Below are 24,198 nucleotides of genomic sequence, written 5' to 3'. Positions count from 1 at the left end.
CAGGATCGGGTATACGCATGATCGCAGCTGCAGTCTTCGTGATACTGCCACTCTGCCTGGCCATGGCGGCCTTCTCGGATCTGTTCACCATGACGATCCCGAATCGCGTTTCCTTGATCCTCATCGCCTCCTTCTTCGTTCTCGCGCCCCTTTCCGGCCTTGGCTTGCAAGCGATCGGCATGCATCTCGCCGCAGCCGCCATCGTCTTTTCCGCCTGTTTCGCTCTTTTTGCCTTCAATGTGATGGGCGGCGGCGACGCCAAGCTGTTGAGCGCCACCGCGCTCTGGTTCGGTCTGAACGAATCCCTTCTTTTCCTGATGACCGATGTTGCCATAATCGGCGGCTTCATCACCTTGTTGATCCTGATGGTGAGAGCGCAGTCGAACACGATCCTCGCTATCGGCCTGCCGGTGCCGAATTCGGTCCTATTCGCCAAGAAGATCCCCTACGGCATTGCAATCGCGATCGGCGGCTTCATGGCCTTCCCGTCCTCGCCGCTCTTCCTCACCACGCTGGAAAGCCTGAAATAACGGCATTTTAAATGCCCGTTAACTTAAAATGTAAGCGTTCCATTAACCATAATTATACCAATTGCTGAGCATTCTGCAGGGCGAACATATCGTGCCCTGAGGAATGATCGATGAAACCGGCCCGCCTTATAATCCTAGCTGTCGCCGTGGTGGCAGCCGGCCTTGCCGGCTTCCTGGCGATGCAAATGGCAGGCAGTGGCGGTGTCGTCACCCAGGTTCAGTCGGTCATCGAGAGGGAGCCGACCGTCAACATCCTCGTCTCGAGCGCCAATCTGGCGGTCGGCGAAAGGCTTGACGATAAGTCGGTTCATTGGATGCCCTGGCCGCAGGGCGGTGTCGTCCCCGGCCTGATCACCGAAGCCGACAAGCCGGACGCGATCAAGGGTCTGCAGGGTGCCGTCGTGCGTCTGCCGATTTTCGAAGGCGAACCGATCCGGCCGGAAAAGGTCGCCGATTCCAACAGCCGCATCCTTTCCTCGCTCTTGCCGGCCGGCAAGCGCGCCGTCGCGACCGAGATATCGGTGGCAACCGGTGCCGGCGGTTTCATCCTGCCGAACGACCGCGTCGACGTCATCATGGTCCGCAAGGGTACCGAGGCCAATAAGCTCATCACCGAAACCGTGCTGAGCAATGTCCGCGTCCTCGCCATCGACCAGCAGATCCAGGAAAAGGACGACGGCTCGAAGGCCGTGGTCGGCACGACCGCCACACTCGAGCTTACGCCGGATCAGACCAAGGTTCTCGCTGTCGCCCAGCAGATGGCGGACCGGCTGTCGCTGGCGCTGCGCTCGGTCGCCGATGCGCAGGAGCAAGATACCAGCGCTGCGGACTATCTGCTGAGCGGCGACAACGGCAGTGCGAGCATTCAGGTCATCAAATCGGGCGCCATCGTCACCGATGCCAGCGCCGCGCCGAAGGCGGAGTAAAAGAACGTGCAAATGGGCAATTCAACGCGGCGCGCCGGGCTTCTCCTGACAGGTTTCTTCTCGCTGGCGGTCGGCGTCTCCGGTATTGCGCCGGCCTCTTTCGCGCCGTTTCTGGGCTCAAGCGAGGCGCGTGCCGATTCCGAAAACCTGGTCCGCATCTCGCAGACCGGCCGCGATGCCCATCGTCGGCTGAAGCTTGGGCTGAACAAGGCTGTTGTCGTCGATCTGCCGGAGGATGCGCATGATATTCTCGTCTCCGATCCGACCATGGCCGATGCCGTCACCCGCACCTCGCGGCGCATCTACCTGTTCGGCAAGAAGGTCGGCCAGACGAATATTTTTGTTTTCGGCGCCGGCGGGCAGGAGATCGTCAATCTCGACATCGAGATCGAGCGCGATGTTTCCGGCCTCGAAGTCAATCTCCACCGCTTCATTCCAGACTCCAACATCAATGTCGAAATCGTCTCCGACAACATCGTGCTGACCGGCACCGTGCGCACGCCGCAGGATGCCACGCAGGCGGCCGATCTGGCGCAGGTCTTCCTGAAGGGCGGCGAAGCGACGACCAGAACCGAGACGGCATCGGGTACCGGCGGCGACAGCTCGGTGGCGCTCTTTGCCGAAGGCCGCCAGACCTCGCAGGTCGTCAACCTGCTGCAGATCGAAGGCGAAGACCAGGTCACCCTGAAGGTGACGATCGCCGAGGTCCGCCGCGAGGTGCTGAAGCAACTCGGCTTCGACAATTTGGTTTCCAATTCCTCCGGCATGACGGTCGCCCAGCTTGGCAGCCCCAGCGCCGACAGCGCCACATCCGTCGTTGGCGGCGGCCTGGCGGCGCTGTTCAAGAGTTCGATCGGAAAATATGACATTTCCACCTACCTCAACGCGCTGGAGCAGGCCAAAGTCGTCAAGACGCTCGCCGAGCCGACGCTGACGGCAATATCGGGCCAGGCCGCGACCTTCAATTCCGGCGGCCAACAGCTTTATTCGACAACCGACAGCAACGGCAACGTCACCGTCGTGCCGTTCAACTACGGTATCAACCTCGCCTTCAAGCCGGTCGTGCTCTCATCGGGACGCATCAGCCTGCAGATCAAGACCAATGTCTCCGAACCGGTCGCCGGCAGCAGCGGCGCGACCTATCAGCGGCGCTCGGCGGAAACCTCGGTGGAACTGCCCTCGGGCGGATCCATCGCGCTGGCCGGCCTGATCCGTGACAACGTCTCGCAGACGATGGGCGGCACGCCCGGTGTTTCGAAAATCCCGCTGCTCGGTACGCTCTTCCGCCAGAAGGGTTTCGAGCGTCAGGAAACCGAGCTTGTCATCATCGCGACGCCCTATCTGGTGCGTCCGGTGGCGCGCAATCAACTCAATCGGCCGGACGATAATTTCAGCCCCGAGAACGACGGTGCGACCTTCTTCCTCAACCGCGTCAACAAGGTCTATGGCCGCCGCGAGGCGCCCGTCGCCGATGCACAGTTCCACGGATCGATCGGGTTCATCTACAAATGAGCGGGGCAGGATCGGCAGCAATGGAAGAGAACAGAGATCAGGCGATGGCCCATATCAATTCGACGACACCCCGCCTCGGAATCGAGAAGGGGCTTTTTGCCGCGGTCGCCATGGCGCTGGCCGTGCTTTCCGGATGCGCCGGCCCGCACGACCAGCTGACGACCGGCGGCATTCCCGACGACTATCGCGCCCGCCATCCGATCATCGTGACCGAAGCGGAACAGACGGTCGATATACCCGTCGCCTCCACCGATCGCCGGCTGACAAACGCCCAGCGCGACCTCATTCGCGGTTTTGCCGCAAACTATATCGCCCGCGCCTCGGGTCCGGTTTATGTGCTGTCGCCGCAAGGCTCGCCGAATTCGGCGGCAGCCTATCAGCTGCGCAATCAGGTCCGTGCCGAGCTGGCCTCAAGGGGAATCGCAAGCTCGAAAATCGTCAATACCTCCTATGCCGCGGTCGGGCCCGGCGATGCGGCGCCGATCCGGCTGAGCTTTACCGGCACCACTGCCATCACCACTCAATGCGGCCAGTGGCCGAAAGACATCTCGAACGATTTCACCAACCAGAATTACTATAATTTCGGCTGTGCCTCGCAGAACAACCTCGCCGCCCAGATCGCCAATCCGGAGGATCTGGTGGCGCCCCGCGGCATGACGCCGATCGACGCACAGCGGCGCAACAATGCTATCCAGGAATACCGGACGACCACGTCGACGATCGAAGAGGTCACCGGCAGCGACAGCAGCTTCTGAGACGGAACGGGATGATGAGCGCGATCGAATACGAAATCAAAAATCCGAGCGAGCTTCGCCACGCCGAGGAGGCCGTGCGCATGGCGGATTTGGAAAACATGCGGCCGCTGCCACGCATCTCCGTGCATGCCTTCTGCGAGAGTGAGGCTTTGCAGCAGGTCATGGAACGCTGCGCCAATGATCGACGTGTGGCCAAGGTCAGCCTGCGCATCACCAGCGGCGGCATCGCCGCTGCCGCCAATATGTTTTCCGGCGCCCCGACGCCGAACCTCATCATCCTCGAGACCAAGGCGAACGCGGGCAGCCTCCTCGCCGAGCTTGCGCCGCTCGCCGCTGTCTGCGACCCGACGACCAAGGTCGTCATCGTCGGCTACTACAACGATATCGCGCTTTATCGCGAACTCATCCGTAACGGCATCTCCGAATATATGGTCCAACCGGTCGCCATGCCTGATATTCTGACGGCGATGGCCTCGATCTTCGTCGATCCAGAAGCCGAGCCGCTCGGCCGCAGCATCGCCTTCATCGGCTCGAAAGGCGGCACCGGCGCTTCGACCATCGCGCATAATTGCGCCTTCGGCATTTCCAATCTCTTCTCCACTGAAACGATCCTGGCCGATCTCGACCTGCCATATGGCACGGCGAACATCGACTTCGATCAGGATCCGGCGCTCGGCATCGCCGAAGCGGTCTTTGCGCCCGATCGTCTCGACGAGGTCTTCCTCGACCGCCTGCTGACGAAATGCTCCGAGCATCTTTCCCTGCTTGCAGCACCCTCGCTGCTCGACCGCGCCTATGATTTCGACGGCCATGCTTTCCAGCCGGTGCTCGATGTTCTGCAGCGCAGCGCGCCCGTCACCGTGCTCGACGTTCCGCATGCATGGTCGGAATGGACACGCTCGGTGCTGTCGAGCGCTGACGAGGTGGTCATCACCGCCGTTCCCGATCTCGCCAACCTGCGCAATGCCAAGAACATGCTGGATGCGCTGCGCAAGATGCGGCCGAACGACAAGCCGCCGCATCTCGTCCTCAATCAGGTCGGCATGCCGAAGCGCCCGGAGATTTCACCGTCGGATTTCTGTGAGCCGCTGGAGATCGATCCGATCGCGATCATCCCCTTCGACATCAATCTTTTCGGCAACGCCGCCAATAGCGGCCGGATGATCTCGGAAGTCGACCCAAAATCGCCGACGGCGGAGACCTTTTCGCAGATCGCGCACATCGTCACCGGCCGTATTGCAATCAGGAAGGCGAAGAAGGGCGGCTTGCTGGGCCTCCTGAAGCGTAAGTAGACGATGAGCAATTCCAGCAAAACTGTGCAGCGGTTTCGCCAGGCAAATCGCGAAGCGCTTTTGCCGGGAATTGCGTCAAAACAAAAAGATAGAGCATTTCCGTGACTCGGAGAAAACGGAAACGCACTAGAACAAGCAGATTGGATTAAGCGGCATGTTTGGAAAACGCGGAAATGAAGGGTCCGGAAAGGTCGGAGGGGCGATTGCTCCCCGCCGTCGGCTCCGGCTGCCGCCCCTGCGGCCTCTTCCCCTCCATTCTGGTCGAACCCTCTCGCGAACCCGCACGCCAGCAGGTGACGCCGCCGCCGATGCAGACGCCGCAGCGCAAGCGCCCTGTCCGCACTGATGAATATTACGACACCAAGGCGCAGGTCTTTTCTGCGCTGATCGATACGATCGATCTCTCGCAGCTTTCCAAGCTCGACGGCGAAAGCGCGCGCGAGGAAATCCGCGACATCGTCAACGACATCATCACCATCAAGAACTTTGCGATGTCGATCTCCGAGCAGGAAGAACTGCTCGAGGATATCTGCAACGACGTCCTCGGCTACGGTCCGCTAGAGCCGTTGCTGGCGCGTGACGACATCGCCGACATCATGGTCAACGGCGCCGGCCAGACTTTCATCGAAGTCGGCGGCAAGACGATCGAATCGGAGATCCGCTTCCGCGACAATGCGCAACTTCTCTCGATCTGCCAGCGCATCGTCAGCCAGGTCGGACGCCGCGTCGACGAATCGAGCCCGATCTGCGACGCCCGCCTGCCTGATGGCTCGCGTGTCAACGTTATCGCGCCGCCGCTGTCGATTGACGGGCCTGCGCTCACCATCCGCAAATTCAAGAAAGACAAGCTGACGCTCGATCAAGCTCGTCCGTTTCGGTGCGATCACGGCTGAGGGTGCGACTGTGCTGCAGATCATTGGCCGGGTGCGCTGCAACGTCGTCATTTCGGGTGGTACCGGCTCCGGCAAGACGACGCTGCTGAACTGCCTTACCAACTATATCGACAGGGACGAACGCGTCATCACCTGCGAGGATACCGCAGAACTGCAGCTGCAGCAGCCGCATGTCGTGCGTTTGGAAACGCGCCCGCCGAATATCGAAGGCGAGGGCGAGATCACCATGCGCGATCTCGTCAAGAACTGCCTGCGTATGCGTCCCGAGCGCATCATCGTCGGCGAAGTGCGCGGACCTGAAGTTTTCGACCTGCTGCAGGCGATGAACACCGGTCACGACGGCTCGATGGGCACCATCCACGCCAACACGCCGCGCGAATGCCTGAGCCGTATCGAATCGATGATCGCTATGGGTGGCTTCACTCTGCCGGCAAAGACGGTGCGTGAGATCATTTCCAGCTCGGTGGATGTGATCGTCCAGGCGGCGCGCCTTCGCGACGGTTCGCGCCGCATCACCCAGATCACCGAGGTGATCGGAATGGAAGGCGAAGTCATCATCACCCAGGACCTGATGCGTTACGAGATCGAAGGCGAAGATGCCGGCGGCCGCCTGATCGGCCGGCACATGTCGACCGGCGTCGGCAAACCGCATTTCTGGGATCGCGCCCGCTATTTCAACGAGGAAAAGCGTCTTGCCGCCGCCCTCGACGCGATGGAAGCGAAATCGAAGGACTAGGCGAAATGTTCGGGTTCGATCCGATAGTGCTGGCAATCGTCGTCCTCGCCGCCGTATCCGCGGCGGCAGTCGCCTATGCCCTGATGTATTCCCGGATCGAGGCCGACAAGAAATCGGCAAGCCGCATCGACCGCGTCAAATCGGCCGAAAGCGACCGGGTCAAGGTCAAGGCTGCCCGCGACCGGGTGCAGGAAATGTCGAAGCGCCGAAAATCGGTGCAGGACAATCTCAAAGATCTGGAAAAGCGCCAGCACGAAAAGACCAAGAAGACCCTGACGATGAAATCCCGGCTGGTCCAGGCCGGCCTGACGATCACGGTCGGGAAATTCTATCTCATCAGCGCCATCTTCGCCTGCGTGCTGCTGCTCATGGCGTTCATCATCGGTGTATCGTTGATGGTGATAATCGGGATCGCCGTCGTCGCCGGTCTCGGCCTGCCGCGCTGGATCGTCGGCTTCCTGATCAAGCGCCGCCAGAACAAGTTCCTCAATGAACTCCCCAATGCGCTTGACGTGATCACCCGCTCGATCAAATCAGGCCTGCCGCTGAACGATGCGATCCGTCTTATCGCCACCGAAGGCACCGAGCCTGTGAAGAGCGAATTCCGGCGCGTAATCGAGGCGCAGCAGGTGGGTCTCAGCATCCCCGACGCCTGCGCCCGCATGACGGCCCACATGCCGCTCCAGGAAGTCAGCTTCTTCGCCATCGTCATCGCCATCCAGTCGCAGGCCGGCGGCAATCTGTCGGAAGCGATCGGCAACCTTTCCAAGGTGATACGCGAGCGCAGGAAGATGAAGGCCAAGGTCTCGGCGCTGTCGATGGAAGCCAAGGCGTCGGCCGTCATTATCGGTGCGTTGCCCTTCATCGTCGCGACCCTCGTCTATCTCACCTCGCCGAGCTACATGATGATCCTTTTTACCGATCCACGCGGCCATTTCATCATGGGCGTCTCGGCGATCTGGATGTCGATCGGCATCTTCGTCATGCGCAACATGGTCAATTTTGACATTTAGCCGGAAGGACGCCCCATGTCGCAGGACCTTGCCGCAACCCTGACCAATCCGAGCATGCTGATCGCGCTCCTCGTCGCGATTGCGGTCTTCGCCACGTTTTATACGATCGCTGTCCCCTTCTTCGAGCGCGGCGATCTCAACAAGCGTATGAAGGCCGTTTCGACCGAGCGCGAGCAGATCCGCGCACGCGAGCGCGCCCGTATGAACACCGAAACCGGCGCCGGCAAAGCCTCGCTCAGGAGCCAGAACAATCGCTCGGTCCGCCAGATCGTCGAGCGTTTCAACCTGCGCAAGGCGCTCGTCGACGAGAATACCGTCAACAAGCTGCGTGCTGCCGGTTTTCGCTCGGAGAATGCGCTGAATACTTTCCTCGTGGCGCGTTTTCTGCTGCCGTTCCTTTTCCTGGCGCTTGCCGCCTTCTGGGTCTTCGGCCTCGGCAATCTGCCCGAAAGGGGCATGCCCATCCGCCTCTTTGCCGTCATCGGCATCGGCTATGTCGGCTTTTACGCGCCGAACATCTATATCTCGAACCGCATGGGCAAGCGTCAGCACTCGATCAAGCGGGCCTGGCCGGATGCGCTCGACCTGATGCTGATCTGCGTCGAATCCGGCATCTCGATCGAGGCGGCGATGCGTCGCGTGTCGGAAGAACTCGGCGAGCAGTCGCCACCGCTCGCCGAGGAGATGGTGCTGACCACGGCCGAGCTCTCCTTCTTGCCGGATCGCCGCGTGGCGCTCGAAAATCTTGCCACGCGCACCCAGATCGAGCTTGTACGCTCGGTCACGCAAGCGCTGATCCAGGCCGACCGCTACGGCACGCCGGTGGCGCAGGCGCTGCGCGTTCTCGCCCAGGAAGGGCGCGACGAGCGCATGAACGAAGCGGAAAAGAAGGCGGCCGCCCTACCGCCGAAACTGACGGTGCCGATGATCCTGTTCTTCCTGCCGGTGCTGATCGCCGTCATCCTCGGCCCGGCCGGCATCCAGGTGTCAGACAAGTTCTGATCTTGCCGCCGGTTAAATCGATTCCGATTTAAGGAATAATGCGATACCTTCGATCTCGAACGAGGGTTCTTGAATGTCTTCCGCAGGCGTTTTCATCAGCATCATGGCAGCCTTGGTGGTCGGAGCGATGAGTCCCGGCCCGAGCTTCGTGGTCGTCTCCAGGATTGCCATTTCGCGGTCGCGGCTGGATGGTCTCGCGGCCGCAATCGGCATGGGCGCCGGCGGCGTGGTTTTTGCCGTATTGGCGCTCGCCGGTCTGACGGCGCTGCTGTCGCAATTCGAATGGCTCTATATCTTGCTCAAAGTCGCAGGCGGCGCCTATCTCATCTATATCGCCGTCAATATCTGGAGAGGTGCTGGAGAGCCGCTGGAGGTGTGCGAAGCCGGCGATAGCCACCGCGCACCGAGGCGGAGCTTCATGACCGCGCTACTGACCCAGCTCAGCAACCCGAAGACCATTATTGTCTATGCCAGCCTCTTTGCCGCGCTCCTTCCGAGGACGGTGCCGCTCGATCTCATGATTGCGCTGCCGCTCGGCGTCTTTGCGGTGGAAGCGGGGTGGTATTCGATCGTGGCGCTGGCCTTTTCGGCCCGCCATCCGCGGCGGCTCTATCTCGCCGCGAAGAGCTGGATCGACCGGACCGCCGGCGCCGTCATGGGCGGCCTCGGATTGCGTCTTATTCTGTCGGGCCTGAGCGCCCGCTAGAGCATGATGCCGAAAAGTGTGAGCGGTTTTCGGACGACATCATGCTCTAATTTTTGTCTAAGACCATTGTCAGTTGGTGTTGCTGCCGTCCGCGGCACCCGGCGTCTTGTCCTTGGCGGCAAGCTTCTGCCAGGAATTCTGCTGCGAGAGCATGCCGCGGAGATAGGCGACATTGGCATCGGCCTGTTGCGGCGAAAGTTCGCGCCGCGCGATCTGCTCGGCTTCCGGGAAACGTCCCTGTAGGCCGACGACGAGCGCAAGGTTCTGCCTGACGCGGCTGTCGGCTGTCGGTTGGCCGGCGGCGGAGCGCAGGTAGGTTTCGGCGGTGCGCAGATCGCCGGTCAGCACATAGGACATGCCGAGGTTGGAAAGGATGGAGGGCTCGTTCGGCTGAATGTCGAGCGCGTCGCGGTAGCGCTGCCGGGCATCGCTTGCCCGGCCCATCTGGTCGAGGATCGCGCCTTCGGCCGAGATCAGTTTCCAGTCCGGACGATCCGGTGTCTGGGCGCGACCGATCGTGTCGAGCGCCTGCTGGAACTGGCCGGCCGCCGCCTGCGCCTTGCCATAGGCGGCCAGCACGTTGCGGTCGGCGGGATTGCTGATCGCCACCTGCTGCATGACGGCGAGCGCCTGCGCATCACGGCCGTTCATGCGCAGCAGATTGGCGTAGTTGACGCCGGTGACCGGATCGCGCGGGTTCTTTTCATAGGCCTGGCCGAGGCGGTCGGTTGCCGAGCGCAGCTCGGTCGCGTCCATCTCTTCAACCGGCTTGGTGAGCTTCGGCACCGAGCCTGTCGTCATCCGATCCTTGGTCGTCGAGCAGCCGGCGAGTGCCAGGACGAGCAGCGATGCGGCAACGCCCTGCAGGAGACGATGGGTGAATGTGGTGGTGAGCGAGGCCGGCATGACGCGTTCCCTGGATTCCGAAATCGGCGCCTGACCTCGAACGCGGAACAGGGAAAGGTTTGACGCAATCTTCGCTCCAGCAATAGTCTGTTAACCCTAACAGACCGTTAAGGAGTGATTCCTTACGACCGCCGAAGGACAATCATGGCCCCCTATCAGTTCATCGAGAGACCGACCCCTTTCAACACGAAGGGCGGTTCGACGCTGCCGATCTTTGCCGTCACCCCTGCCCATATTGAGACTGGCACGATTGATCCGATCGCGCTCGATTGGGCGCAGAGGGCGGGTTACAAGGCCGAAAGCGGGTCGCTGCTGCTGATTCCGACGGCCGAAGGCCATCTCGGCGGCGCGCTTTTTGGTCTCGGCACCAATCCGTCCGAGCAGCCTTACATCACCGGCAGGCTCGCCCGGGCGCTGCCCGCCGGCGACTGGCACATCGAAACCGCACCGCTGACGGCAAATCGCCTGGCGCTCGGCTTTGGTCTCGGCAGCTACCGCTTCGACCGTTACAAGTCTGAAAAATCGCCGGCGGCGACGCTGATGATCCCCCGCGATGCCGACAGTGCCGACATCAAGCGCCAGCTTGCCGGCGTCTTTCTCGCCCGCGACCTCATCAATACGCCGACCAATGACATGGGGCCGAACCAACTCGAAACCGTGTTCCGTGGTTTGGCTGCACATTACAAGGCAGAGGTTTCGGTTATCACGGGCGACGAGCTGCTCGAGCAGAATTTCCCGCTGGTTCATACCGTCGGCCGCGCCAGTGCCGATGCGCCGCGTCTTCTAGAGCTGCGCTGGGGCAAAAAGGGCCATCGCAAGGTGACGCTTGTCGGCAAGGGCGTCTGCTTCGATACCGGCGGCCTCGACATCAAGCCCGCCGCCTCCATGCTGCTGATGAAGAAGGACATGGGCGGCGCGGCGAATGTCATGGGGCTCGCGCTGATGATCATGGACGCTAAGCTGAAGGTCGATCTGCGTGTCATCGTCCCGGTCGTCGAAAACGCCATCTCGTCCAATGCCTTCCGCCCCGGCGACATTTATAAGAGCCGCAAGGGACTGACCGTCCAGATCGACAATACCGACGCCGAAGGCCGTCTTATCCTTGCCGATGCGCTCGCCTATGCCGACGAGGAAGAGCCCGATCTCCTGATCGACATGGCGACGCTGACCGGTGCGGCCCGTGTCGCGCTGGGTCCGGATCTCCCGCCCTTCTTCACCGACGACGCCAATCTGGCGCATGACCTGACCGAAGCGAGCCTGGAAACCGACGATCCGATCTGGCGGCTGCCGCTCTATTCCGGTTATGACAAGGATATCCGCGCCAAATTCGCCGATCTCACCAACGCGCCGGCCGGCGGCATGGCGGGAGCGATCACCGCGGCGCTCTTTCTCAAGCGTTTCGTCGGCAAGGCGAAGAGCTGGGCGCATTTCGACATTTACGGCTGGGCCCAGTCCGAGCGGCCGCATTCGCCGGGCGGCGGTGAAGCACAGGCCATCCGCGCGCTCTTCCATCATATCCGCGAGAGCCTGCGCTGACGGCTGCAAACGAGGGCTGAGGGGCGGTGGCATGACTTTTCATGCGCTGCCCCCGCTGTCGATCGTTAAAATTTTATTCACCCTGCCGGGCGGCAATTGCTGCCGCCTCTTGCATGTCCATGGCAACTGCCGGAAAATGAAACGTTAGCGTAACGATTTTCCGGAGGGGCCGTGCCGATCGAACTGACCGCCTCGCAGGCGCTGGGGCTCTGGCATGGCGTGGCGCTCGATCAGGTCCGCCACGATGACCGCGATTTGACGTTGCGCCAGATGGCGATCCTGCTGCATATTTATCTGGTGCCGCCGCCGCATACGGTGCGCGGGCTTGCCGCGACACTTGAGGTCACCAAGCCGGTCATTACCCGCGCCTTGGACACGATGGGCGAGATGGGCCTGGTCGATCGTGTGCGCGACGATGCCGACCGGCGCAGCGTGATCATCAAGCGTACCGTCGGCGGCGCGCTATACCTGGAAAAGCTCGGCGACCTCGTCCGTGATCAGGCCCGCCGGCTGCCGCTCTGAGAGGCCAATTGAAAAGGAAACTCAATGACGATGCTCGACCGCCGCCTGCATGCCTATCGGCCGGATCTCGCTGAAGCGGGACTTGAAGGCAAGGTGGAGGCGTTGCGCTTCGTCGAAGGCGCCCCGGCCCGCATTGCCGTTCCGGTCGCGGCCTTGCGCCCCGAACCAGACCTTGCGCGCGGCATCGATACCGAGGTGCTGCTTGGCGAGGATGTGACGGTGTTCGATCGCGCCGACGGCTGGTGCTGGGTGAAAGCCGCTTCGGACGGCTATGTCGGTTATCTCTCCGCAGAAGCGCTTTCGGAAGGCAGGCCGGCGCCGACCCATTTCGTCACCGTCCAGCGCACCTTCCTTTATCCGGAACCGGAGCTGCGCAAACCCCACCAGGCGATCCTGTCCATGGGAAGTCGCGTCCATGTGGCCGGCGAGGCGGAAGCGCGCGGTAACCGCTATGTCGTGCTGGAGGATGGAACCGCGATCTTCGCCAAACACGTCCAGCCGATCGGCACGCTCGACGGTGCCGATTACGTCGAGATCGCAGCCCGTTTCCTGGAAACGCCCTATCTCTGGGGCGGACGTTCCGGCCTCGGCATCGATTGTTCCGGCCTCGTCCAGCTGGCGATGCTGATGACGGGCAGAGCTGCGCCACGCGATACCGATATGCAGGTGGCAGGCCTCGGCCAGCCGATCGACCGATCCGAAATCCGCCGTGGCGACCTGGTATTCTGGAAGGGTCATGTCGCCGTCTTCGAAGATCCGGAAACCATTCTGCACGCCAACGGCCATAGCATGACGGTGGCGCGCGAGAATTTCGAGGCCGCGGTCGAGCGCATCGGCTGGCTCTACGAGCAACCGACCGGGTATCGCCGCCCGGTCAGCTGATCGGAGGCCGCGGCCAGGATCTTACCCCACCCGTCCAGTCCTCGAAGGCTTTCGACAGTCTGAGCACCCGCATGTCGTCGAAGCGCGGCCCGACGATCTGCAACCCGATCGGCATGCCTGAGCGGGAGAAACCGCAATTGATCGAGGCGGCCGGCTGCTCCGACATGTTCCACGGCACCGTGAAAGCGATATGTTCGAACGGCAGGGCCGGATCATTGGTCGGAGATGCCCATTCGGCCGGATAGGAGATGATCGGATTGGTCGGCGAAAGCAGGGCGTCGACCTCGGTGAAGAACCGTCCGCAGCTCTTGCGCATCTCGATCGTCTGGTTGAAGCCTCTGACCGCATCGACGCCGCGGATGTCGGCGCCACCCTTCGCCCAATCCCTGATATAGGGCAAGATGCTGTCGCGCCGCTCCTCGTCGAGATCAGCAATATCGCCCCAGAGCCGGGATCGCCAGAAATTGTCGAGCCCATCCAGCATTGCACGTGTCAGCACTGGCTGGACCGATAGAATGGTCGCGCCGGCCGCCTCGAATTGTTTCGCCGCCGTTTCGACCGCGGCCCTGATCTCGTCGTCCACCGCAAGCCCGCAGCCGGCATCGAGCATCAACCCGATCGTCATGCCCGACAGGTCGATGTCGAGATCCATCCAGTTGAAATCGTTCGGCGGGAGGCTGGTGCCGTCGCGCCAGTCCGGCCGTGACAGCGTCGCCATCGAAAAGGCCGCATCCTCGACTGTGCGTGCCATCGGCCCGACGCAGCGCCCGACATAATAGGGATCGGCCGGAATGCGGCCATGGCTTGGCTTGAAGCCGAAGATGCCGGTCCAGCCGGCGGGAAGGCGCACCGAGCCGCCGATATCGGTCCCGATATGCAGCGGTCCGTAACCGGCCGCTGCCGCTGCGGAAGCCCCGGCGCTCGATCCGCCGGGATTCTGCGTGGTGTTCCAGGGATTGCGGCTGAGAGGATGAAAGCTCGAAAGCCCGGAGGAAAGCATGCCGTAATCGGGGCAGGTGGTCTTGGCGAAGATCACCGCGCCGTCTTCCCGCAGCCGGGCCGCGGCCGGCGCGTCGGCCTCTGCCGGTTTGAGTTCCACTGCCCTTGTGCCTGATGGCACCGGTTGGCCCTTCGTGGCGATCAGTTCCTTCAGCGTCACCGGGATGCCGTCGAGGGGACCTAGCGTTTCTGCCTTCGCCCAGCGCTCCGTCGAAGCTTTCGCTTGGGCGCGCGCCGATTCCGGATCGTAGAGGTAGAGCGCCGAAATCGACGGCTCCCAGGCGGCGATATGGTCTTCGAGGGCGAGCCAGTATTCGAGAGGGGAAAGGCTTTTATCGGTGAAACGCTGCCTGAGTTGGCGGATGGTGAGGTCGGTTTCGGTCATGGCATGGTCTTTCGGGCTTTTCGTCTTGGGAGGACATCAGCGGCTCGCCTCGCGCGGGTCGAGCAGATCGCGCAAACCGTCGCCGAGCATGTTGAAGCCGAAGACGGTCACAGCGATGGCAAGGCCGGGCAGGATCGCCAGCCAGGGGGCGAGCGCCAGATAGGTTTGCGCATCGGCAAGCATCCGGCCCCAGGTCGGCGCCGGCGGCGCCATGCCGAGCCCGAGGAAGCTGAGACCCGCTTCGGTCAGGATCGCCAGCCCCAGCTGGATCGCACCATGCACGATGATCTGGCTGATGATATTCGGCAGTACATGGCGCAGCGAAATGGTCAGGCGTGTATTGCCGATCGCGCGCGCCGCCGTCACATAGTCGCGGCTCCAGGCCTGCAGCGAGGTCGCGAGTGTGACACGGGCAAAAACCGGGATCATGAAGACGGCGATCGCGGTGATCGCGGTGAACCGCCCTGGCCCGAGAAAGGCGCCGAGCACCATGGCCGACAGGATCGGCGGAAGCGCGAAGATGACGTCGCAGATCCGCATCAGCAACGCCTCGAAGGGACCGCGGATTGCCGCCGCCGAGATGCCTGATATCGAGCCGAGCGTCCCGCCGATCGCAACCGCAGTGATGGCGATCGACAGTGAATTCCAGCATCCCGCCATCAGCATCGAAAGCACATCGCGGCCGAATTGGTCCGTGCCGAGCAGGCCGAAGGCAAGCGGCGGCTGCAGCTTGTGGATGATCTGCATTTTCGCGGGCGGCAGCGGTGTCCAGACGAGCGACAGCAGCGCAACGGCGACCAGCAGGCCGATGATGACAGACCCTGCAATCAGGTTCATTCGCCGGCTAAATCTAAAGACCCGGCGGCGGCTGATGATTGCGGTGGATACGATCGGTGCCATGCGTCAGGCCGCCTTTCTCATCCTGGGATCAATCGCCAGATAGGAGAGATCGACGATGAAATTCATCACGATGACCAGGCCTGCGAAGAACAGCACGACATCCTGCATGACGATGATGTCACGCTGGGAGAGCGCCTGCAGCGCGAGCCGCCCGAGGCCGGGCAGGTTGAAGACGTTTTCCACCAGCACCGCGCCGGCGACGAGAAAGGTGAATTGCAGCCCGATCATAGTCAGGATCGGGATCAGCGCGTTCGGCACGATATGCCGCCAAAGCACTGCACTGCGTGACAGTCCCTTCGCCACGGCGGTGCGGGCAAAATCCTCATGCATCGTATCGAGCACCGCCGAGCGCGCCACCCGCGTCAACACGCCCGCTTGCGGCATCGCCAGCGCGACGGCGGGCATAACCAGCGCCTGCAATGCCGGCAGCAGACCGGAGCTCCAGCCCGGGAAGCCGCCGGCCGGCATCAGCCCGAGCATCGTCGAAAATAGAATGATCAACAGCAGTGCCACCCAGAAGGCGGGCACGGCGATGCTGATCTGCGAAAACAGCGTTGCGATGATGTCGAAGACACCGCCGCGGCGCGAGGCGGCCAGCACCCCGAGCGGCAGGGCAATCGCCACAGAAAGCATAATCGCCATCAGCGCCAGCGGCAGCGTCACCGCCAGCCGCTCGACGATCAATCCCGCGACTGGCACGCCATAGGTTAAGGAATTGCCGAGATTGCCGGAGAGCACGCCGGTCAACCATTGCCCGTAGCGCAGCAGCAGCGGCTGATCGAGCCCGAGATCGTGGCGCAGTGCGGTAAGCGTTTCCGGTGTTGCCGAGGTGCCGAGCATGATCGAGGCGGGATCGCCGGGCAGAAGGTCCATGACGGCGAAGATCAGCAGCGAAACGACGGCCAGCGTGACGAGAAGACCGGCGAAGCGGCGGGCGAGGAGGGTGATCATGCGTGCCACGCTTTCGATGCGGCACGGCGGCTTCCCCGCCCTCCCTCATTCCTGTGCTCGTCACAGGAATCCAGCCACGGCGCATCTGCGCCGTGAATAACTCTCGTCCAGGCACGGAAGTCTCCCGCGCCCAAGGACTTGGGCGCGCTGGATTCCTGTGTCGAGCCCAGCAATGAGGGACGGAGAGGGTTGCGACCAGCATTGAGCGTTTCGCTATGCAGCTTCCCTGCGCTCATCCCATGCCTCTCAATCCGCACGAACTCGCCGCCTACTCGTCCCAGGAAACGCCGGAGAGTACGTTGGAAGGGATCGGCTCGTTCTCCCACAGCCCCTTCAGCTTCTTGTCCCAGACGCCGAGTTTCGGCATGACGAAGAGGTAGAGCGCCGGCACGTCCTCGGCGAGGATCTTCTGCGCTTCGCCATAGATCGCATTCTGCGCGGCGGGATCGGTCGTCTCCTGGACCTTCTTCATCAGCGCGTTGAAAGCGGCGTTCTTGTAATTGAAATAATAGGGATCGCGGGCATAGATGTCGATGTCGAGCGGTTCGGCATGGGCAACGATCGTCATGTCGAAGTTGCGGTCCTTCATGATGTCCTGGACCCATTTCGCCGGAAATTCGGTCGGCTCGATATTCATCGTTACGCCGATCTCGGCAAACATCGCCTGCATCACCTGGGCACTGCGCGGCGCATAGGCCATCTGCGGCGATTTGATCGTGAAGGTGAAGCCGTTGGGATAGCCGGCTTCGGTCAGCAGCGCCTTCGCCTTTTCGACGTTGTAGGGCAGCACGCCGGTCATGTCCTGATAGCCTGGATCGTTCGGCGTGTAGTGGCTGCCGATCGGCGTGCCGAGGCCGGACCATGCGCCGTCGATTACCGTCTTGCGGTCGATAGCCATCATCAGCGCCTGGCGGACGCGTTTGTCGTCGAACGGCTTCTTGGCATTGTTCATGCCGGCAACGACCTTGAGCTCTGTATTGCCGATCCTGGTGACCAGCCTCGCATCGCCATCGAAGGAACTCATCAGTTCGGGTGCTGCAAATTCCGGAAAGGCATCGAGATCGCCGGACTTCAGCGCTGCCGCCTGCGCCTGCGGATCCGCGATGAAGCGGAAGGTCACCGTGTCGAGCTTGGCGGCCGTATCCTTGTTCCAATAATCGGCATTCCTGGCGAGTTCGACCTTGTCGCCCTTCGCCCAGCTGGCGAATTTGAAGGGGCCGGTGCCCACTGGCGTCGTCTTGTCGTCGGCAGCCGTCTTCGGCGCGACCATCACCGAGGCTGGCCAGCCGAGCCAGTAGATCAGGCTGCCGGTCGGCGCCGAAAGATGCAACACCAGCGTTTCGGCATCGGGCGTATCGATCGAGGCGATCGAGGCGAAAAAGCGCTTCTGCGGATTGATCGAATCCGCGCCGCGGGCGCGGTCGAGCGAAAACCTGGCGGCAGCGGCATCAAAAACCTCGCCGTCATGAAATTTGACGCCGGTCTGCAGCTTGAACGTATAGGTCAGGCCATCGGGAGAGATCTCCCAGCTTTTCGCCAACTGCGGCTGAATCTTACCAGCCTGGTCGATCGTCACCAAGCCCTCGAACACGTTCTGCCAGGTCACCTGGCCGATCGCGACCGGTGCTGCGATCGTCGGATCGAGACCGGTCGGCTCGACGCTCATGCCGAGATTAAGCGTGGTCTTCGCCGCCTCGGCCGGCGTCATTGCCGTCATCACCAGGCCGGCCGAAAGCGCAGCACCGAGCGAAAGCCGCCGGGCGAAACGCGCTGAAGGCGCAAACGAAAGCTTGATCATCATGTTCCCTTATCTGGCCGCGCGTCGATGACGAAGACCTTTTGCGAGGAGAGTGACACTATGCCGGTGCACACACAATGACGATTTTGTGTGCTCAGTGTAGCCGAAAAAGCTACACCGTAAATCTGGGGGCAATGCAAGCTCGAAGCGTCAGTCCTTCGTCTCGGCCCGGCGGTTCGTGCGCTCGCGCATGAACCTTTCGATGAAGTCGAGCAGTTTCGTCGCGGCGAAGGACAGTTGCCGGTCCGGTGCAACGCAGAGATCGACATGGGTGCGGATGCCGGTCTTACCGGCGAGCGGAATAGCAAGGAGCTGACCCGCCTCGATCTCGCGGCGGACAGTCAGCGCTGGCAGCAGCGTGGCCGCAGCCCCGCTGAGCACAAGTTCCTTCAGCATTTCGAGCGAGCTGGTGACGAAGACGGGATCGAGGCTCAACCCCTCCTTCTCGAACAGCGCATCGAAAGCCTGGCGGAAGCCGAAGGATTGATCCGGCAGCGCCAATGCGTAGTCGGCAAGTTGCCCGATAGGGATCTCGGTATGCGCGGCGGCCGGATGCTGCGGCGTGACGATGAGATCATAGGCAATCTCGGAGCGCAGCCGGACCTTGGTGCCGGACATCGGTGGCGCAAACAGCGTCACCGCAATATCCGCCTCGGCGCTGTTGACCGCATCGACCGCCTGCCGCGCGCTGGTGATTGTCACGGTGAAGCGCAGCTTCGGATATTTCAGGCTGAATTCGGCAAGCGCCGGCGCCAGCAGATTGGCGACGGTCGCCCCATTGGCATAGATGCTGACACGGCCGCGCTGCAGGCCCTTCAGGTCTTCGATCAGCTGCTGCACGTGATCGAGTTCGCGCAACGTCCGGCCGGCGCGGGCGGCAAGCAGTTCGCCGGCGGCCGTCAGCTTGACGCCGCGGGCACTGCGTTCGACGAGCGGCGCGCCGAAATGATATTCGAGGTTCTCGATCTGCCGGCTGATCGCCGTCGGCGCGACATTGAGGTTTTCGGCCGCCTGGCGCATCGAATTGGTCCTGACCAGCTCGTCGAAATACATCAGCGCCCGGATCTGCATTCACGTCTCTCCGCCATTGGGCATATTGGATCTGTAGAGAGTCTGACCCTATTCAATCAGCCGCCGCTCGGATAGCGGTCGCGCCAGGCCTTTTGTGCGCCCTCGACCGGAAGGGCGGTCGCGGCGTAGACGCCACGGGCGATCGCCCGGGCCATGACGATGGTCGCGAGGTGGCACAGCTCCATCAGGCTCGCCATGTCGTCTCTTCGATGCTTCGCCGTCGAAGCGGCAAAGACGGTGTCGCCGTCGAGCGGCAGGTGCGCCGGCAGCAGGGCTCGGGCAAGGCCGTCATGGCCGGCGAGCGAAAGCCGGTGCGCCTCGGCCTTCGTCAGCTGCGCATCGGTCACCACTGCGCCGATCGTGGTTGCCGGCGTGTTCATGCCCTTGAGCCGCATCCGGTGGTCGGCCACCGCAGGCATGCCGAGCCCGCCGAATTCCGCATCTTTTTCAAAAGGCGCCGCCCAGAAATGCGGCCCGTCGCCGATCGTTGCCGAACCGAGCGCATTCACGGCGACGATCGCCGCGACGCGATACCCGGCGCTGCTGACGGCGCTGGCCGAGCCGAGCCCGCCCTTGACGGTGGCCGTCGTCGCTCCCGTCCCGGCACCTGTCGTGCCGAGCGCGAATGTGCCCTTGGCCGCAGCCTGGAGTGCCGTGTAACCCATGTCGCGATAGGGCGAGTGAAGGCCCCAATCCTTGTCGCCGCCGTTCAGCAGGTCCATCAGGATCGCCTGCGGCACGATCGGAATGCGCACCGACCCGACGGCAAAACCGCGGCCGAGCTCGCGCAGGCCCGCCTGCACGCCGCCGGCGGCATCCAGCCCGAAAGCCGAGCCGCCGGAAAGCACGAAGGCATCGACGGCATTGACGGTCATCGACGGATCGAGCAGGCCGGTGTCGCGCCCGCCGGGCGCACCGCCGAGCACCGTGCCGGAGGCGACGGCCGGTTCGTCGAAGACGATGACCGTGACGCCGGAACCGAGCGCAAGGTCGGTCGCATGGCCGACGGAAACGCCTTCGATGTCGGTGATGAGGTTCAGAAGATCGGGCAAGGGCGGATCCTTATGCGGATAGGCCGCCGATAGGACTGCAATTGCTCTTAAAAAACAAGACCGGCCCCAAATGGCGGGACCGGTCGGACATCGAAAAAAGCCGTGAATGCTATTGCCGGCCTCATGCCCTCAGGCATGAAGCGGCTTCGGATGACGGCGGGTCATCAGATCGTGGATGGCCAGCCGCACCTCATCGGGCGAGCCGAAACGCTGCTCGTCGAGGTCGTGGACATGAAACTTCACGGCGATGAACTTCAGCCGGTCTTCATCGGGAATGACGATCCCGACGGGAACGCCTGCATATTCGATAACTTGCTTCTTCATAGATAGAACTCCTGCCGCGCGACATGCGCAGCCATGGCGAATTGACTTGTCTGGTACCGTTGAAAGGAGGACGAACGTCACATTCGACAGTTCGGGCGGGAGAGGGCGCCCGGACGGTCATTGCCAAGCACAGATCGCCCAAGGTCGGCGAGAATATCGATGTCTATCATGCTCGTTCCTTGCGTTGGCGTTGCACTTGAGAGGTCCCGGAAGAGCCCGGGACCGGCGATGGCTGCCACTGATAAATCTACTAACTTGGTAGAGATTACCCTGCAGCCTGTCAGAAACATATTCCGAAACGTGTCAAAATATCGACGATCTGAAAAAATCCATTCCATCCCAGCCGAACTTTACGGAAAGAAACATATCAGCTCGTCGTAAAATTCGCATGACAGAATCGAAACTCTTTCGACCGCCGCAGCAGAGATAGGAAGCCCGGCTGATTCAGGCAATGGGCCGTTTCATTAAAAATCGAAATGCCCTGAAATGAACGATTTGGTTAAGGCCGCATGCCCTTGTCACCAGCCTTCATCGAGCACCTTTTCCAGCATGTCCGCGAAGAAATCCGCGCTGTCGATGCCGAGGCAGAGCGGCGGTTTGATCTTCAGCACATTCTGGTGATCGCCGGTCGGCTGCATGATGACGCCGAGGGTCAGAAGCCGCTCGCAGACTGCTGCCGTCTCTTCGGTCGCCGGCTCCAGCGTCGTTCTGTCGCGGACGAATTCGAGCCCGAGATAGAGCCCCATGCCGTGCACGGCGCCGGCAATCGGATGGCGATCGATCAGTGCGGCAAGCCGCGCCTTCAGATGATCGCCGACCTCTCGCGCATTTTCCTGCAGCTTTTCCTCGGCCATGATGTCGAGCACCGTCATGCCGGCGACGCAACTGACCGGGCCGCCGCCGGTGGAGGAAAAGAACGTGCCCTCCTTCTCCAGCGACCTGGCGATCTCCCGCGTGGTGATGACGGCGCCGAGCGGATGGCCGTTACCCATGCCCTTGGCGATGGTGATGATGTCGGGCACGACCCCTTGCTGTTCGAAGCCCCAGAAATAATGGCCGAGCCTGCCATAACCGACCTGCACTTCGTCGGCGATGCAGAGGCCGCCGCGGGCGCGCACCTGTGCATAGACCTGGGCGAGATACCCGTCCGGCAGCGGAATGCCGCCTGCATTGCCGTAGACCGATTCGCAGATGAAGCCGGCAAGACCTTCGCCGCCAGCGTCGATCCCCTCCAGCACCGGCGTTATCGCGCCGAGATAGCCGGCCGCCGTATCGGGACCTCGGAATGCGCCGCGATAGGTATTCGGCGACGCGACGGCATGCACCCAGTCCGGCCGGGTGGTCAGAGCCTCAGGATTGTCGGCGATCGAGGTGGAGACGGCGTCACTTGCCGACGACCAGCCATGATAGGCTTCGAGCAGGCAGAGCATGTTGCGCGCGCCGCTATGAGCCTGCGACAGCCGGATCGCCAGATCGTTCGCCTCCGAGCCGCTGTTGACCAGGAAGACCGTATCGAGCCCATCGGGCGAAAGTGCTGCGAGCCGCTCGGAAAATTCCGTGATCGCGGCATAGTGGAAGCGTGAGTTGGTGTTGAGCCGCAGCCATTGGGCGCTGATCGCCGCCGCAAGCTTGGGATGGCCATGGCCGAGAATGGAGACGTTGTTGACCATGTCGAGATAGGCGCGGCCCTCGACATCGAACAGATGCTCCTTCCAGCCGCGCTCGATCTGCGGCGGCGCTGCGTAATAATTCTTCTGTGCCCCGGCCAGATGTGCCTGCCGCCTGGCGAGCAGCTCGGCGGTTTCCGGTTTCGGCGCATCGGCCCCAGGGCCGAGAAGCAGCGAGGGAGAAGGGCAGAGCACCGACCAGGCCGCCGCCTCGCGCGGCGTGGCAAAGAGCGGCGGCTCGAGCCCCGCGATGCTGCAAAGCTGGACGCGCAGCCCACCGAGCGATGAAGCCTCGCCGACGACCGCGCCGAGCGGCTCGCCGCCGGCAACCTCGGCGCCGTCCTCGACCGAGAGGTCGAGCCCGTCGAGATGCAGGGTCATGCCGTCGCCGGTCAGCGTCAGATGCTGGTCCTTCCAGCCGATGCGGCCGGTAAAGGGCGCGGCAACCGCGCTGCCGGCGGCAAGGCATATATCGATATGCAGGGCGCAGGTCGCCTGTCTCCCGGCGGTTCCCGCCTGGGACAGCCGATATTCGCCGTAGCGCGTTGCTGCCGTGCCGTTTTCGGTTGCAGCCCGGGCAAGCAGCCGCCAGTCCATGTCGGCATTCAGCCAGTTGCCGGCGGAAAAATGCGGGCTGCACACCCCAAGGTCGACATAAGCGATCCCGGTGGGATCAATGTCAGGCAGCAGCGGCAACCATCCTGATGTTTCCGGGGCAGCGACATTCCCGCCGGCTGCCTGGAGGATTGCTGCTTCCATCAATTCGAAGGGAACCGACATCGCCGTATCGAAGATCGCCCGCTCGCGATCGAGATTGCCGCGGACATAATCATTGTCGGGATCGACCGAAATCTGCTGCTCGCTGCTGGCGACGAGGATGACCGCGCGGGCGACGATCAATGGCCAAAGCGCCTTCAATTCCTCCTCGGTCAGCGGATAGATCGCCTGATAGGCAGTGACGGCAGGCAGGATATGAAAAGGGTCGCCCTCGGCGTGATGCAGCAGCGAGGCGCAGGTGACGGCGAGGTCGCCGACCAGCCAGCCGCGGATGATGTCGCCGAAATCGATCACTCCGTCGGGAATGATTTGGCCATGGGCACTGCGATGACCGACGACATTATCGCCGGTGACGTCGTGATGCACCGCCTGCAGCCGAAGCGACGGCGCCAAGGGCTGGATGCGGCGAACGGCCATCACCATGGTCTTGGCGATCCGGTCGCGCGCGGCACTGTCGGTGATGGCGGAAAGCAGTTGCACCGCGACCGGCCCGGCCCGCCTCAGATCCCATTGCAAGCTGCGGTCGAGGCCGGGATGGTTGAAATCGGCAAGCGCCTGCGCCAGCTTGGCGCAGAGCGCGCCGAGCGCAGCAACGGAAGCCGGCGCCAGGTAGGTCAGTTCCGTCAGCCCTTGGCCTTCCAGATATTCCAGCAGCCGGACTTGGTAGCCCTGCCCGCGCACCGTCAGCACGACGATCTCCCGCCCCTCATTGCTGGCAATCACATTGGGAACGCGTGGCGCATCCTGCTTGCTCTTGAGGTGATGGATCGCTGCATTCTGCGCTTCGAGTTCGCGGGCCTCGTAAGCGGCATGGCAGATCTTCAGGACGTAGCGGCCGCGATCGCTATCGACGCGGTAGTTCCGATCCTGCTGACTGCCGAGTTCGGCGATGGTGCCTGACAGGCTGTAATGGGCAAGAAGGATCTCTTCCGCGTCGGCAACGGTCACGTTGGGACGCGGCAGTGACATGCGATCAACAAGCGCCTCGTCGGTCATGACACCCCTCCCGCAGCATGATTCGATTACCTATTGAAGGCGATAATCAAATACTTGCTGCTGGCAG

At 62.4% G+C, this 24,198-nt stretch carries 20 protein-coding genes and 1 pseudogene; 12 read left to right on the top strand and 9 right to left on the bottom strand.

What is annotated here, in order from left to right; all coding sequences use genetic code 11:
- The first annotated feature begins 17 nt into the window (after window positions 1-17).
- The 9 genes and pseudogenes from MF410_RS18190 (at window position 18) to MF410_RS18150 (ending at window position 9,365) form a co-directional block, all read left to right on the top strand.
- Window positions 18-530, top strand: a complete 513-nt coding sequence (locus tag MF410_RS18190) for a prepilin peptidase (protein WP_097628326.1) — start codon at window positions 18-20, stop codon at window positions 528-530.
- A 110-nt stretch (window positions 531-640) separates the two neighbouring features.
- Window positions 641-1,456 carry a Flp pilus assembly protein CpaB gene (gene cpaB / locus MF410_RS18185; protein WP_097628325.1) on the top strand — a complete coding sequence of 272 codons (816 nt, stop codon included), beginning with the start codon at window positions 641-643 and terminating at the stop codon, window positions 1,454-1,456.
- Between the two features lie 12 nt (window positions 1,457-1,468).
- Complete coding sequence (locus MF410_RS18180) at window positions 1,469-2,968, top strand: type II and III secretion system protein family protein (protein WP_097628324.1); 1,500 nt, start codon at window positions 1,469-1,471, stop codon at window positions 2,966-2,968.
- Window positions 2,965-3,723, top strand: coding sequence for a CpaD family pilus assembly protein (locus tag MF410_RS18175; protein WP_097628323.1), 759 nt, complete (start codon window positions 2,965-2,967; stop codon window positions 3,721-3,723). Before MF410_RS18180 ends, MF410_RS18175 begins: the two co-directional genes overlap by 4 nt.
- Window positions 3,724-3,737: 14 nt before the next feature.
- Complete coding sequence (locus tag MF410_RS18170) at window positions 3,738-5,015, top strand: CpaE family protein (RefSeq protein ID WP_239620441.1); 1,278 nt, start codon at window positions 3,738-3,740, stop codon at window positions 5,013-5,015.
- A 154-nt stretch (window positions 5,016-5,169) separates the two neighbouring features.
- Window positions 5,170-6,644: pseudogene (locus MF410_RS18165) on the top strand (CpaF family protein).
- Window positions 6,645-6,649: 5 nt separating this feature from the next.
- Window positions 6,650-7,657, top strand: a complete 1,008-nt coding sequence (locus tag MF410_RS18160; RefSeq protein ID WP_097628321.1) for a type II secretion system F family protein — start codon at window positions 6,650-6,652, stop codon at window positions 7,655-7,657.
- Between the two features lie 15 nt (window positions 7,658-7,672).
- On the top strand, window positions 7,673-8,659 hold the full coding sequence (locus tag MF410_RS18155; protein WP_003589212.1) for a type II secretion system F family protein: 987 nt from the start codon (window positions 7,673-7,675) through the stop codon (window positions 8,657-8,659).
- 73 nt (window positions 8,660-8,732) lie between these two features.
- The gene (locus MF410_RS18150; RefSeq protein WP_097628320.1) at window positions 8,733-9,365 is read left to right on the top strand and encodes a LysE family translocator; all 633 of its coding nucleotides are present in this window, start codon (window positions 8,733-8,735) and stop codon (window positions 9,363-9,365) included.
- A gap of 69 nt (window positions 9,366-9,434) precedes the next feature.
- Here MF410_RS18150 and MF410_RS18145 read toward each other — a convergent pair whose 3' ends face one another.
- Window positions 9,435-10,271, bottom strand: a complete 837-nt coding sequence (locus MF410_RS18145; protein WP_097630088.1) for a tetratricopeptide repeat protein — start codon at window positions 10,269-10,271, stop codon at window positions 9,435-9,437.
- A 144-nt stretch (window positions 10,272-10,415) separates the two neighbouring features.
- Here MF410_RS18145 and MF410_RS18140 point away from each other — a divergent pair, with 144 nt between their 5' ends.
- The 3 genes from MF410_RS18140 (at window position 10,416) to MF410_RS18130 (ending at window position 13,211) form a co-directional block, all read left to right on the top strand.
- Entirely contained in the window at window positions 10,416-11,807 is a 1,392-nt protein-coding gene (locus MF410_RS18140) for a M17 family metallopeptidase (protein WP_097630089.1), read from the top strand.
- A 171-nt stretch (window positions 11,808-11,978) separates the two neighbouring features.
- Window positions 11,979-12,329, top strand: a complete 351-nt coding sequence (locus MF410_RS18135; protein WP_007634042.1) for a MarR family winged helix-turn-helix transcriptional regulator — start codon at window positions 11,979-11,981, stop codon at window positions 12,327-12,329.
- Window positions 12,330-12,353: 24 nt separating this feature from the next.
- Complete coding sequence (locus tag MF410_RS18130) at window positions 12,354-13,211, top strand: NlpC/P60 family protein (RefSeq protein ID WP_097630090.1); 858 nt, start codon at window positions 12,354-12,356, stop codon at window positions 13,209-13,211.
- Here MF410_RS18130 and MF410_RS18125 read toward each other — a convergent pair.
- The 8 genes from MF410_RS18125 to MF410_RS18090 form a co-directional block, all read right to left on the bottom strand.
- Complete coding sequence (locus MF410_RS18125) at window positions 13,204-14,595, bottom strand: amidase (protein ID WP_097630091.1); 1,392 nt, start codon at window positions 14,593-14,595, stop codon at window positions 13,204-13,206. The two genes, MF410_RS18130 and MF410_RS18125, sit on opposite strands and share 8 nt — an antisense overlap.
- Window positions 14,596-14,631: 36 nt before the next feature.
- Complete coding sequence (locus tag MF410_RS18120; protein WP_097630092.1) at window positions 14,632-15,495, bottom strand: ABC transporter permease; 864 nt, start codon at window positions 15,493-15,495, stop codon at window positions 14,632-14,634.
- 3 nt (window positions 15,496-15,498) lie between these two features.
- Entirely contained in the window at window positions 15,499-16,446 is a 948-nt protein-coding gene (locus MF410_RS18115; protein WP_097630093.1) for an ABC transporter permease, read from the bottom strand.
- 268 nt (window positions 16,447-16,714) lie between these two features.
- Window positions 16,715-18,244 (bottom strand): ABC transporter substrate-binding protein, encoded by a 1,530-nt coding sequence (locus tag MF410_RS18110; RefSeq protein WP_179867214.1) that lies wholly within the window; start codon window positions 18,242-18,244, stop codon window positions 16,715-16,717.
- 150 nt (window positions 18,245-18,394) lie between these two features.
- The gene (locus tag MF410_RS18105) at window positions 18,395-19,315 is read right to left on the bottom strand and encodes a LysR family transcriptional regulator (RefSeq protein WP_097630095.1); all 921 of its coding nucleotides are present in this window, start codon (window positions 19,313-19,315) and stop codon (window positions 18,395-18,397) included.
- Window positions 19,316-19,371: 56 nt separating this feature from the next.
- The gene (locus MF410_RS18100) at window positions 19,372-20,367 is read right to left on the bottom strand and encodes a P1 family peptidase (protein ID WP_097630096.1); all 996 of its coding nucleotides are present in this window, start codon (window positions 20,365-20,367) and stop codon (window positions 19,372-19,374) included.
- 129 nt (window positions 20,368-20,496) lie between these two features.
- Window positions 20,497-20,691, bottom strand: a complete 195-nt coding sequence (locus tag MF410_RS18095) for a hypothetical protein (protein ID WP_003544544.1) — start codon at window positions 20,689-20,691, stop codon at window positions 20,497-20,499.
- A 518-nt stretch (window positions 20,692-21,209) separates the two neighbouring features.
- Entirely contained in the window at window positions 21,210-24,131 is a 2,922-nt protein-coding gene (locus MF410_RS18090) for an aminotransferase (protein WP_097630097.1), read from the bottom strand.
- Window positions 24,132-24,198 lie beyond the last annotated feature (67 nt).

Source organism: Rhizobium sp. C104, assembly GCF_022354505.1.
Lineage (GTDB): Bacteria > Pseudomonadota > Alphaproteobacteria > Rhizobiales > Rhizobiaceae > Rhizobium > Rhizobium redzepovicii.
The sequence above is the reverse complement of the archived record's forward strand: the minus strand, read 5'-3'. Positions and strand labels throughout refer to the sequence as shown.

What these genes read in the sequence shown, in the direction of transcription:
- MF410_RS18140 (WP_097630089.1), top strand. Translation starts at nt 10,416, where the DNA reads ATGGCCCCCTATCAGTTCATCGAGAGACCGACCCCTTTCAACACGAAG.
- MF410_RS18170 (WP_239620441.1), top strand. Translation starts at nt 3,738, where the DNA reads ATGAGCGCGATCGAATACGAAATCAAAAATCCGAGCGAGCTTCGCCAC.
- MF410_RS18180 (WP_097628324.1), top strand. Translation starts at nt 1,469, where the DNA reads ATGGGCAATTCAACGCGGCGCGCCGGGCTTCTCCTGACAGGTTTCTTC.
- MF410_RS18190 (WP_097628326.1), top strand. Translation starts at nt 18, where the DNA reads ATGATCGCAGCTGCAGTCTTCGTGATACTGCCACTCTGCCTGGCCATG.
- MF410_RS18110 (WP_179867214.1), bottom strand. Translation starts at nt 18,244, where the DNA reads ATGATCAAGCTTTCGTTTGCGCCTTCAGCGCGTTTCGCCCGGCGGCTT.
- MF410_RS18095 (WP_003544544.1), bottom strand. Translation starts at nt 20,691, where the DNA reads ATGAAGAAGCAAGTTATCGAATATGCAGGCGTTCCCGTCGGGATCGTC.
- MF410_RS18120 (WP_097630092.1), bottom strand. Translation starts at nt 15,495, where the DNA reads ATGGCACCGATCGTATCCACCGCAATCATCAGCCGCCGCCGGGTCTTT.
- cpaB (WP_097628325.1), top strand. Translation starts at nt 641, where the DNA reads ATGAAACCGGCCCGCCTTATAATCCTAGCTGTCGCCGTGGTGGCAGCC.
- MF410_RS18145 (WP_097630088.1), bottom strand. Translation starts at nt 10,271, where the DNA reads ATGCCGGCCTCGCTCACCACCACATTCACCCATCGTCTCCTGCAGGGC.
- MF410_RS18155 (WP_003589212.1), top strand. Translation starts at nt 7,673, where the DNA reads ATGTCGCAGGACCTTGCCGCAACCCTGACCAATCCGAGCATGCTGATC.
- MF410_RS18105 (WP_097630095.1), bottom strand. Translation starts at nt 19,315, where the DNA reads ATGCAGATCCGGGCGCTGATGTATTTCGACGAGCTGGTCAGGACCAAT.
- MF410_RS18175 (WP_097628323.1), top strand. Translation starts at nt 2,965, where the DNA reads ATGAGCGGGGCAGGATCGGCAGCAATGGAAGAGAACAGAGATCAGGCG.
- MF410_RS18150 (WP_097628320.1), top strand. Translation starts at nt 8,733, where the DNA reads ATGTCTTCCGCAGGCGTTTTCATCAGCATCATGGCAGCCTTGGTGGTC.
- MF410_RS18160 (WP_097628321.1), top strand. Translation starts at nt 6,650, where the DNA reads ATGTTCGGGTTCGATCCGATAGTGCTGGCAATCGTCGTCCTCGCCGCC.
- MF410_RS18130 (WP_097630090.1), top strand. Translation starts at nt 12,354, where the DNA reads ATGACGATGCTCGACCGCCGCCTGCATGCCTATCGGCCGGATCTCGCT.
- MF410_RS18125 (WP_097630091.1), bottom strand. Translation starts at nt 14,595, where the DNA reads ATGACCGAAACCGACCTCACCATCCGCCAACTCAGGCAGCGTTTCACC.
- MF410_RS18115 (WP_097630093.1), bottom strand. Translation starts at nt 16,446, where the DNA reads ATGATCACCCTCCTCGCCCGCCGCTTCGCCGGTCTTCTCGTCACGCTG.
- MF410_RS18090 (WP_097630097.1), bottom strand. Translation starts at nt 24,131, where the DNA reads ATGACCGACGAGGCGCTTGTTGATCGCATGTCACTGCCGCGTCCCAAC.